We start from the raw sequence: 11,400 nt of genomic DNA on the forward strand, positions 1-11,400 counted from the left end.
AAGATACAGCAGCCCGGATGTTTTCTTCCCAGGCTGCTGTTTTTAACATTCAATTATAATCTGATTTCCTGTTCCTTCTATTATACTGTCTGCTCCAAGCAGTCCCGCTTTCCAGTTTTTACCTCCACATTCTGTGGTTAGTGTAATCTTATTGCCCTCACGTCTTGCCGAAGCAGTCATGACCGTATTCCCTTTCTGATCCGTTATTTCTACCGTCGATATTGCTCCCTCCGTAAATTCTGAAAGATAGAGTGTAACACCGTCCGCAAAATCATAAGATGCTTCTTCAGCATTATTTCCCACCGGCAGTATTGTATTCTCCTTTACCATCAGGGGCAGAGAAAAGTAATCATGCTTTTCTTTTCTCCAGGTTCCGCCTTTTTGTTTCTCACCAGTAAGCAGGTTTGTCCAGATACCCTTTGGCAGATAGTAATCCACTTCACCAGATTCTTTAAAAACAGGTGCTATCAGAAGAGAATCTCCTAAGAAAAATTGCTTATCCAGGGTATCGCAGGCACGGTCGTCGGGATATTCTATAAACATAGGCCGGTGCATGGGTATTCCCTGTTGGTGAGCTATAACTGCCTGTCTGTACAGATAAGGCATCAGGCTGCATTTGATATTTACAAATTTTTTCAGTACCTCACAAGCTTCTTCATCAAACAACCAGGGTACACGATAAGAAGAAGATCCATGAAGCCGGCTGTGAGAGGTCAGCAGTCCGAACTGGCACCAGCGTTTGTAGATATCCGCTGATGCGGTCTGTTCAAAACCGCTGATATCATGGCTCCAGAAACCAAATCCGCTGAGCGCCAGGGATAAACCGCCCCGTAAAGTTTCTGCCATAGAAAGATAAGAAGCAGAACAGTCGCCTCCCCAATGTGCCGGAAATTTTTGTCCTCCAACTGTTGCAGAACGGGCAAACAATACAGCTTCTCCTTCGCCCCGCTCTTTTTCCAGTAATTCAAACACAGTCTGATTATACAAATAGGTATAATAGTTATGCATCTTAACCGGGTCTGAACCGTCAAAATACGTGATATTCTTCACCGGAATACGTTCTCCAAAATCAGTCTTGAAACAGTCTGTCCCCATATCAAGAAGTGTCTTTAACTTGCTTTGATACCATTTTGCCGCATCCGGATTGGTAAAATCAACCAATCCCATACCCGGCTGCCACAGATCCGTCTGCCAGACACTTCCGTCGGATTTTTTAACCAGATATCCATTTTCCATGCCTTCTCTGAACAGATAGGATTGCTGAGCGATATATGGATTAATCCAAACGCAGATCTTCAATCCTCTGTCATGATACCGCTGCAGCATTCCTTTTGGATCCGGAAATACCTTTGGATCCCATATAAAGCTGCACCATTCGTACGCATCCATCCAGTAGCAGTCAAAGTGGAATACAGACAGCGGAATTTTCCGGTCAGCCATCCCCTGGATAAAACCGGAAGTAGTTGCTTCATCATAGTCGGTAGTGAAGGATGTTGTCAGCCACAGGCCGAAGGACCATGCAGGAGGCAGTGCCGGTTTTCCGGTCAGCTCCGTATATTTCCGGATTGCTGCTTTTGGGCTTCCTCCCCCTATAAAGTAGTAATCCAGACGTTCGCCCTCTACCGAAAACTGAACCCGTTCCACTTTCTCACTGCCTATTTCATAGGAAACATCTCCTTCATTATCTACCAGCACACCATATCCTTTATTGGTAATATAAAAGGGTATATTTTTATATGCAATCTCGCTGGCTGTTCCACCGTCTTCATTCCACATCTCAACTATCTGCCCATTTTTTACAAAAGGCGTAAAACGTTCTCCCAAACCGTAGATATATTCATCCACATCGATAGCCAGCTGCTCCAACATATAACATTTTCCCGTCTTTCTATTTGTCATATGTGCAAGATTTCGAAAACTGCTCTCTGTCAGGAAACATTCTCCTTCGTAAAATGCCATTTTCCATCCATTTGGAGATTTGTCAATCACGGCTTTCAGGCTTCCGCTCTGATACACCAGAACATTTTCCTGATCCTGAATGGTTACATCAGGATTTGTCTCTGTAACTTCTGCAAAAGGCCCGCTGCAGCCCGCTCCCATATGATGCACTGCAGAGACTTTAATAATGCCCTCCATCGGGCTGGTTAATGTAATGGTAAGCATGGGCAGGTTCAGACAATCGCCTCTGCCTAAGATGTGACTCCCCGGTACATAGATCTGAAGAGTATTTCCATCAATTATATGTCTTGCATATTCTGTCGCATATGCCGGAGTCATTTCTTCTCTCAGCATCCAATAACCATTTGTAAATTTCATACCTACACCTTTTATCCACCGCAGGCAGAGCAGAATTTCCGCCTTTTAGTGGCTTCCCTTCTTCTATTTTTATTCAAACTCTTGTACCGTAACCGGCATATGTTTTTCTAAAACACGCTCCATAAAATCAGAAATGATAAATACTGCAGCTCCGGGTGTAAAAAATATACTCATCGGCAGTGCCCAAAATAAAACCAGCACACAGGCTATTACTAAAAATACAGCCAGGGTAGTCAGAAAATACCTTACCGACATATACATTCCAAGTTTTATTATCCACCCCGCGCTCATATCAAACCGTGACAGTGCAGGAAATACATAGCATGCAGCTGCAAATACAAAGACCGATGCCAGGAAATAAAAGCAGATAAAGAATAGACCGGTATAGCTGCTGGTTTTCTGCATTAGAATTCCCATATTTAATTGGACAACAAAGGTTACTGCCGCTGTTACTGTCCATATCACGGTTGCAGGGACAAAATTCAGACGGAAAGCATGAAAGAATTCACGCAAGGCATAGCCTTTATCTTTCTTTACTGATTTTACCACACTGTAGTAAAGAGCGGTTGTAGATGCTCCTATTGTAATTAACGGAATGCAGCAGATAATCCAAAGTACTCCTAACAGCAGTAAATCAAAAATCTTTCCCATGATCCCTGTATAGCCGCCTCCAAAATCAAATAGCCGTTTCTTACCCACGTCTTTTTTCATACTTTACCTCCTCTTCAAATTCTGATTATGCCTGCTGCACCGTATGACGGCATGTAAGAGAATATTTATTACACTTAAATACTAACAGATTTCTTCCAGTGATCCCTCCCGGACAAATACAGGTATCTCATCAATCGGTGCATTTACATTGATTTCCTGCCCACCCTGATACTCTTTATTGTCATGAATATTCCGCCACTTACCATCAGGCAGATATACCTTGCGCTGCCTTTCATTTTCATATAGTACCGGTGCTACCAGAAGATCCGGGCCAAACATATACTCGTCCTCTGTGTCCCAGCATTTATTGTCCTGTGGGAAATCGTAAAATAATGGGCGCATCACCGGTGTTCCTTTTTCATGAGCTTCCTTCATGATCCTTGTAATATAGGGCTTCATCTTTTCTCTCAGCTCCATATACTTTATACAGACTGACAGAACCTCTTCCCCATAAGACCAGACTTCATTTTCTGCTCCGCTGATGTGTTTACCGCCTCCGGTTGTTCCAAGCGCCTCCTTAAAGGGTTCACGGAAACCATGCAGACGAAATACAGGACAAAATGCTCCAAATTCAAACCATCGGATCAGACACTCTTTGAATTTATCATCCTGAATGTTTCCTCCATGGAATCCTCCGATATCTGTCGTCCACCAGGGAATTCCTGATAATCCCATATTCAGCCCGGCTGCCAGCTGGTTCCGCATAGAGCGAAAAGACGAATCAATATCCCCGGACCACACCAGGGCTCCGTATTTCTGAGACCCTGCCCAGGCACAGCGCAGCAGGTTTACGATATTTTCCTGTCCCTCTGCTTCCATTCCCTCATATGCCATTTTGGCATATTCTCTGGGATAGATGTTTCCCACTTCCATATCTGCCCCTTTAAAATAGCGGTAGTGGCTGTACTCATATCCGGTAAATTCAGGTTCTGCCTCATCCAGCCAGAAAATTTTAATTCCCAGATCATAATAGTTCTGACGGATTTTATTCCACACATAGGCTCTGGCTTCCGGATTTGTCGGATCAATGACACATGCATCTCCCAGCTGGCCAATCCGCTTCCCATATTCCGAGCGTGTCAGATATCCCAATTCTTCCATCTCTTTATAATTTTCACTCTGTGCATCAACCGTAGGCCAGATAGAGACCATCAGCTCAATACCCATTTCTTTTAACTCGTCCACCATTTTCTTGGGATCCGGCCAATAATCCAGATCAAACTTCCAGTCCCCCTGATTAGGCCAATGGAAGAAATCTACTACAATGACCGATATTGGCAGCCCCCGCCTTTTATACTCCCTGGCTACCTCCATAATTTCATCCTGGGTCTGATACCGCAGTTTGCACTGCCAGAATCCCATTCCATATTCCGGCATCATCGGAACTTTGCCCGTGGCATTAGCATAAGCTTCTTCTATTTCTGACGGGGAATCTCCGGCAGTGATCCAGTAATCCATCTGCCTGGTTGAATGAGCGGTCCACTCCGTCACATTTTTACCAAACGTAACATAGCCGATTGCCGGATTATTCCAAAGCATTCCATATCCTTTATTAGAAAGTACAAAGGGGATGCTTGCCTGGGAATTGCGGTGAGCCAGTTCCAGCGTACAACCCTTCACATCCAGATATGGCTGCTGATATTGCCCACATCCATATAGCTTCTCCCCTTCATTTGGCTCAAACCGTACCATCAGACGATAGTTATCGGTATTGGGATGGGGTTCAAAGGTTCTCGGTACAATTTCAAGGGCACTGTTGAACTCCTTCCGCCCCTGGACTTCTTCCCGGATCCGCTCATATTCTTCCAGTAAAAGTTCCCCCTTATTATTTTTAAAACGCAGTTTGCCGGTGGGTGTAATTTCACAGCGGAGTTTGCCATTTACCAGAACAGTATCTCCATTCTCCTTATATACCTTACTCTCACATACTGCCGGATCCAGTAATGCCCCGTTATCCTCTGTAAGAAACTCATGACGCTGTGTGGCACGGACACGAAAACTATTTTCCCCCCAAGGTTCAATACATAGTAACTCCTTATCAAAACGTCTCAGTATTTTATTTCCCAAACATTTAATCATATTTATACCCATTACATATTGCAGGCTTGCCTGCAATACTGCCACATTAAAACAGGCTGAAAGAATTACACCGTGGCATCCTTTCTATCTCATAATTTTCTTTCAACCGTATACCTCTCGTATATCGCAGTCCCGCATTCTTTCACCTATTCTTTTACTGCCCCGGCAGTCAGACCGCCAACAATATATTTCTGTAAAAAAACAAATATAATGACAACCGGAAGAACAAGGATGGCACCATATGCCATAATACAATTCCATTTTGTTCCATACTTACTCTGGAATTTATAAATATTTGCAGTCAACGGCCTCATTTCAGGTTTTACATTAAAGGTCATTGAGTACGCCAGATCATTCCATCCATTTAAGAAAGAAATAACTACAACCGTTATGATACCGGTCTTGATAGCCGGCAGCATGATCTTGAAAAAAGATTTATACACACCGCATCCGTCAATACGTGCAGCATCATCCAGTGAGGTGGGAATGGATTTAAAATATGGCCTTAGAGTAACAATAATAAAAGGTACGGTACCCGATGCAATCGCAAGTGCCGGTCCAATATAAGTCCCCAGTAATCCAATCTTATTAAAGATAAGGTACATTGGTGTCAGCATCAGGGATGCCGGAAGCATCTGGGTAACTAAAAAGGTCAGCAGGAATCCTTTCTGACCCGGAACCTTATACCGGCCCATTCCATAAGCTGCAGGTACACCGAATACCAGGGAAATACACATGGCACAGACTGCAATGCAGGCACTGTTTTTCAGCGATACCAGAAAATCCTTATCCTGCAAATTCTGAAGCCATGGATCAAAAGTAAACTGATGGGGATAATAGGTCACCAGTTTTCCAAAAGACTCCATGTCTGTCTTAAAGGACATACTGATCAGCCAGTAAATGGGAAACAGAAAAACAAATGCTATCAGCACAGAGATGATGCAGTATATTGCATTAACCCTTACTGATTTATAACGAAAAATTTGAAATCCCCTTGCCTTCATCTTTTCATTCATACTAATCGTCCTCCTTTGCAGTGAGTCTCAGGTAGAACAATCCAATGATAAATAAACAGCAGAACAGTATCATAGCCGATGCGGCCCCTTTGGAGAATTCATACTGTGTAAACGACAGCGTATAGGAATAGGTTCCCAGTACATCAGTGGAATTTAATGGACCTCCCGCCGTCATAACAAACATTAAGTCAAATGCCTTAAAAGTATAGATGAAGCCCAGCATCAGTACAGACAAGATAGCCGGTTTCATAAGCGGCAGCGTTATATGCAGAAAACGCTGAAGTTTGTTTGCACCATCCATGGAAGCACTTTCATAAATATCGTCCGATATTCCCGTAAGTCCGGAGGTTAAAAGAAGCATGTTAAATGGAATTCCAACCCAGCAGTTAACGGCTATAACCGCGATCAAAGCGGTACTGGTGCTTACCAGCCACTCTACCGGAGTATGTATCACTCCCAGTTTCATTAATAAATTATTGATTACACCCTCTGTTACGCCAAACATATTTTTACCAAGCAGTGCGGTAACGGACATTGGCATCATATAGCCAATTAAAACAAGTCCACGAATCGGTCCTGCAAAGGTAAACTTTTTAGAAAAGAACATTGCAAACAGAAAACCTATGGTAAACTGTACCACCAGACACGCGATGGTAAAAATAAAGGTATTCCGAATTACCAGCTGGAAAGTCGAATCCTGAAATAACTGCATATAATTCTGTAATCCTACAAATACGGATGCCCCTGACTTAAAGTTTTTAATATTCGTATTTTTAAAGCTGAGTATAAAGTTATAAATCAGGGGATATCCCAAAATCAGAATCATATAGAGAAATCCAGGAAGTATAAAAGTATATCCTTCAAATCGTTTCTTCTTTGCCATACTCATTTTCATAAATAATCCACATCCTTTCTATATCAGGACGGGCGATTTCACGCCCGTCCTGTATCATTGCCCTCCCGAATTTCTTATTCCTGTACTGCAATGGGAGTCTCCTGTAGGATCGGATTAATTACTGCTGCTGCTTCTTTCATAGCTTCTTCGCCGGTTTTATTACCAAGCAGTGCTGACTGTTCTGCCGTATATAAAGCTTCTGATATTGTAGGCCATGACTCGTGAGGGCCTCTTGCTACCGCATAGTTCATTTCATCACTGAAAACTGCAAATCTTTCGTCATCTGACCATGTGGTATTCAGTGCGACGGAATCTTCACGAACCGGGAATTTGCCTGCACCTTCGCACCAGGCTGCATTGTTCTTTGCGCTGGTCATCCATTTTAAGAATGTAACGCAGGCTTCTTTTGCTTCACTTCCGGCGCAAACGCCAAAGTTCTCACCCCCGATGACGGATGCAAACTTCTTATCTTTTGGAAGCAGTGCGATCTTGTACTCAAATGCACCTTTGATCCCTTCATCAAACTGTGCCAGCTGCCATGTACCGGATTCCAGCATCGCTGCTTTTCCTGCACAAAACGCATTATAAGAATCAGACTGAGACCAGTTTACAACTTCCTTACTCATATAGCCTTTGTTTACTAACCCCGCCAGGTAGTCTAAAGCCCGGGCAGCTTCCGGTGAATCTGTGGATGCTACGTCAGCTCCTGCAGAGTACAGCCATGGAATAAACTGGAACGTTCCCTCCTCGGTACCAATTGCTGACATAGCAAAACCATATACACCGTCTGCTGCATTCGTAGTTTTGGCACATACCTCTTCAAACTCATCCCAGGTCTCCGGTGCTTTATCAAAACCGGCTGCTTTCAGCATGTCCGCATTATAAGCGATTGCCAGACAGTTGGAGTTATTAGGTATCCCATAAATATTACCGTCCGCATCCTTACAGCTGCTGAGGGGTCCTGGATAAAACTGTTCTAAATCCTTCCAGTCCTTCATTTGATCTGTAATATCTTCAAATACGCCCAAAGAAATGTAAGAAGCCATATCCGGTGAATCTACCATTCCGATATCCGGAAGTTCTCCTGATACAGCACCTATGGTGTACTGTTTCATCAGCTCTTCACGGGAAATATACGTACATACAATATTAATATCACTCTGCATGGAGTTGTATTCTTCCACCATTTTTTCCAGTATCGGTGCTTCATGTTCAAAATAGTGCCATAAAGTAACTTCTTTTCCTCCGTTCGATGCCGGTTTACTATCCCCTGCTGCTGTATCCGGTGCCGTTGTCTCTCCTCCGGCTTCTGTGGTCTGGGCAGCCGCAGCCGGATCTGTGCCTTTTTCCGTGGCGGAACTTCCGGATGAAGAACTGCCGCACCCGCTTACAAGGCCTGTTATCATCATTCCCGCCAAAGCTGCCGCAGCCAATCTCTGATACCTCTTTTTCATAGTTTGTTTCCTCCTTTTTCGTATTTAAGATGTATTCATTATAATAATATTAGTTTAAATGATAAACTTAATATTTTAAGATAACGGATACAATTTTAAGATACAATTTTAAGATTGGAGGAAAATTTTAAGAATTAGTTCTATTTTTATTTCGCATTTACTTTCAAAAACTCAGCAGCACTGATGCCCTCAACCTCACGAAATACTTTGCTGAAATACTTCGGATCAGAAAAACCCACATGGTAAGGCACTTCTTCTTTTGGTATTCCCTTATTTACCAAAAGTCCCTTTGCCACTTCAATCCGGTAGTGCTTTAGAAATTTCGAAAATGTTACTCCGATTTCTTTATTAAAGAGATAGCAAAAATATTCCTGGGTCATACCCAGGTCTTCCGCCAGATCTTTTTGGCTGATTTTCGCAGAGTAACTCTTTTCAATTATATTTAACGCTTTTATAACCAGGGGATGGGCTCCCGGATATTTTTTCTGCAGATCTTTAATCCCGTCTTCCAGATACAGCTTCTCCTTTTTGGAAAGGCGTACCAGTAGTTCTTCTACATCCTCATAAGTTACCGGTTTAATCAGATAATCCTGTACTTCAAGTGAAATTGCCTGCCTGGCTACGTCAAATTCTTCATAGGCACTTATAATTACAAACTGTGTGGAAATTTCCATCGCATGAACAGCCCTTATCAGGGATAATCCATCCATATAGGGCATTTTGAGATCGGTAAATACGATTTCGGGCTTCAAAATATGTATCAGCTCCAGTGCCTGTTTTCCATCAGAGGCTTCCGCCACAATCTCATATTCATCCGATATGGTGGTAATGAGATTCCGTAATCCTCTTCTTGCCCTTTGCTCATCTTCTACAATCATAATCTTCATAAGCTACCTCCTGTATACTGTATGGTCTTGGAATTAAAAATGTAAATCTGCATCCTTTCCCGTAAGATGTCTCAAGGGAAACCTGAAGCTTGCTTCCATAGTACATTTTCATCCGGGTCACTACATTGGATATTCCGATCCCCACCTCTTTTTCTTTTGAGATCACCGGATTAGACAGCACTTCCTGAATGATTTTTTCCCTTTCCCGGGTCATCCCCATACCATTATCTTCTATTGACAAACAAAGGTATTCTCCCATTCCGGTGCCAGTGATATGGATCATCCCCCCTTCCTCTCTGCCTTCAAACCCATGCAGTATGGAATTTTCCACAAAAGGCTGAAGCATCAGCTTCCTGCAGGGCCACTGATCATACTCATGATTAAATTCAATGCTATAATCAAATACATTTTCAAGCCGTTCCTTCTGCAGATACAGATATTGCTCAATCCATGTAATTTCCTGATACATATAGACATTCTGGTGCTTTTGGTCAAAAGTATAGCGTAAAATATTAGACAGTTTTTTCAGCAGGGTGGAGACCTTATAATTTCCACTTTCGATTGCCTCATAGTTAATAGCATTCAAGGTATTACAGATAAAATGTGCGTTGATCTGGGACTCCAGGGCTTCCCGCTCCGCCCTCTGCTTCATTTTCAGGGATTCCACAACTTCCAGATGCTGTCCTTCTACCTGACGGTTCATTTTCCGGATGGCATGCATCATCTCATTATATTCATTTGCCAGTTGCCAGATTTCATGTGTCCCCTTAATTTCAATACGCTCCTGCATATTTCCCTTCTTTACATTTTTAATGGAGCGGTTAATAGTATCCACCGGCTTTAGAATTCTTTGTGTCACCCAGAACAGAATCAATAAAATACCTATAATAACAAGGGCGTAAAGGGCAATCGCTCTGGTATACATTTCGTTTACCTTTGCCTGAAGCGCATTCTTATTAATTGCAATGTTCAAATTCCAGTCAAAGACACCGATCGGCTTGCTTAAGTCTGTCAAATGTTCCTCTTTTATATAATCGTCCATTTTCTTCCCATTGTTCTGACTGTTGGTATGATAGAATATTTCCCCTGACTTATCAGAAATAAATCCCTGTGCCACATCATCCTTGCTCCCGCTCAACTGCCCAATCAGGTTGTCCAATACATCCCTTTTAAAAGTTACAATCATTATGTATTCGATGTCCTGATAAAAGTGCTTTCCCCGTACCGGATATGCAATATGCATAAACTGCTTAGACGCATCACCCGGATGTTCGCTGGGCTTGGTAATTACCTGATACCTGGGCAATGCCATACTTTTTGAAATCTCATTTACCTCTATGAAAGTATCAACCAGAATATTGTTATTCTTGTCATTCCAGATATTCACTACATTAATGGTATTTTCATTACGTTCATACTGGTAAACCAGTCCATCTTTTGACGCAATTGCAATTGCCGCAATATACTGGGAATATCGCGCATAATTAGCCAGTAGATTCTTCAGGTCTTTGGTATTGCGGGCGATATTCTCGGGATTGGTGCTATATTCATTGATCAGATCTGCATTTGTATCATCCACTGCTATTTCAGAACCTATCTTAATAAAATCATCCATTTGATTTTTAATATTCTGATTTACGGATGACAATAACATTTTTTCAGTGTCATACGTGCTGTCAATCAGATACTTTAAATATTCATTTTTCAGATAATACTGCATAACAACTACTACCAGCAAAACGGCAAAACAGATTGCGGCGGCAAAAGAGCACCACATATGAGAACGGCAGTATATCCGGACCCGCTTACAGACTTTACGTATATTCATAGTGAACATCTCCTCCTGTCATTTCCATTCAAAGTTTAAAGCTTGGGAAATATGGCTGTATGGTAGTATTATATCATCATAAAAATTGGGATACAATAATATAGTTTTTTAATTAAACAAATACTTAATTAAACTATTTACGGCTCACTGGGGATTATTTTTAGAAATAGCCAGAAATGGTATAGATATTACTGAATTTAGAATTTTAGATTTT

General features: G+C 42.1%; 9 protein-coding genes. All 9 read right to left on the reverse strand.

Annotated features, from left to right (window positions below):
- Nucleotides 1-42: 42 nt before the first annotated feature.
- The gene (gene yicI / locus CD03_RS0120315) at nt 43-2,316 is read right to left on the reverse strand and encodes an alpha-xylosidase (RefSeq protein ID WP_027295202.1); all 2,274 of its coding nucleotides are present in this window, start codon (nt 2,314-2,316) and stop codon (nt 43-45) included.
- 69 nt (nt 2,317-2,385) lie between these two features.
- On the reverse strand, nt 2,386-3,027 hold the full coding sequence (locus tag CD03_RS0120320; protein WP_027295203.1) for a YesL family protein: 642 nt from the start codon (nt 3,025-3,027) through the stop codon (nt 2,386-2,388).
- Nucleotides 3,028-3,108: 81 nt separating this feature from the next.
- Nucleotides 3,109-5,106, reverse strand: a complete 1,998-nt coding sequence (locus CD03_RS0120325; RefSeq protein ID WP_027295204.1) for a glycoside hydrolase family 31 protein — start codon at nt 5,104-5,106, stop codon at nt 3,109-3,111.
- Nucleotides 5,107-5,252: 146 nt separating this feature from the next.
- Complete coding sequence (locus tag CD03_RS0120330; RefSeq protein WP_242849130.1) at nt 5,253-6,122, reverse strand: carbohydrate ABC transporter permease; 870 nt, start codon at nt 6,120-6,122, stop codon at nt 5,253-5,255.
- A 1-nt stretch (nt 6,123) separates the two neighbouring features.
- Nucleotides 6,124-7,005, reverse strand: a complete 882-nt coding sequence (locus CD03_RS0120335; protein WP_242849131.1) for a carbohydrate ABC transporter permease — start codon at nt 7,003-7,005, stop codon at nt 6,124-6,126.
- Nucleotides 6,983-7,108 carry a hypothetical protein gene (locus CD03_RS38980; protein WP_255348105.1) on the reverse strand — a complete coding sequence of 42 codons (126 nt, stop codon included), beginning with the start codon at nt 7,106-7,108 and terminating at the stop codon, nt 6,983-6,985. The genes CD03_RS0120335 and CD03_RS38980 overlap by 23 nt, the downstream gene beginning before the upstream one ends.
- Complete coding sequence (locus CD03_RS0120345; RefSeq protein ID WP_044289543.1) at nt 7,092-8,471, reverse strand: ABC transporter substrate-binding protein; 1,380 nt, start codon at nt 8,469-8,471, stop codon at nt 7,092-7,094. Before CD03_RS0120345 ends, CD03_RS38980 begins: the two co-directional genes overlap by 17 nt.
- Before the next feature lie 146 nt (nt 8,472-8,617).
- Nucleotides 8,618-9,358, reverse strand: coding sequence for a response regulator transcription factor (locus CD03_RS0120350; protein ID WP_027295208.1), 741 nt, complete (start codon nt 9,356-9,358; stop codon nt 8,618-8,620).
- Entirely contained in the window at nt 9,333-11,186 is a 1,854-nt protein-coding gene (locus CD03_RS0120355; RefSeq protein WP_027295209.1) for a cache domain-containing sensor histidine kinase, read from the reverse strand. The genes CD03_RS0120350 and CD03_RS0120355 overlap by 26 nt, the downstream gene beginning before the upstream one ends.
- Nucleotides 11,187-11,400 lie beyond the last annotated feature (214 nt).

Origin of the sequence: Robinsoniella sp. KNHs210, assembly GCF_000686105.1 — a bacterium.
Taxonomy (GTDB): domain Bacteria; phylum Bacillota; class Clostridia; order Lachnospirales; family Lachnospiraceae; genus Robinsoniella; species Robinsoniella peoriensis.

Coding starts and splice junctions, on each gene's coding strand:
- yicI (WP_027295202.1), bottom strand. CDS start 2,316: ATGAAATTTACAAATGGTTATTGGATGCTGAGAGAAGAAATGACTCCG.
- CD03_RS0120320 (WP_027295203.1), bottom strand. CDS start 3,027: ATGAAAAAAGACGTGGGTAAGAAACGGCTATTTGATTTTGGAGGCGGC.
- CD03_RS0120325 (WP_027295204.1), bottom strand. CDS start 5,106: ATGATTAAATGTTTGGGAAATAAAATACTGAGACGTTTTGATAAGGAG.
- CD03_RS0120330 (WP_242849130.1), bottom strand. CDS start 6,122: ATGAATGAAAAGATGAAGGCAAGGGGATTTCAAATTTTTCGTTATAAA.
- CD03_RS0120335 (WP_242849131.1), bottom strand. CDS start 7,005: ATGGCAAAGAAGAAACGATTTGAAGGATATACTTTTATACTTCCTGGA.
- CD03_RS0120345 (WP_044289543.1), bottom strand. CDS start 8,471: ATGAAAAAGAGGTATCAGAGATTGGCTGCGGCAGCTTTGGCGGGAATG.
- CD03_RS0120350 (WP_027295208.1), bottom strand. CDS start 9,358: ATGAAGATTATGATTGTAGAAGATGAGCAAAGGGCAAGAAGAGGATTA.
- CD03_RS0120355 (WP_027295209.1), bottom strand. CDS start 11,186: ATGAATATACGTAAAGTCTGTAAGCGGGTCCGGATATACTGCCGTTCT.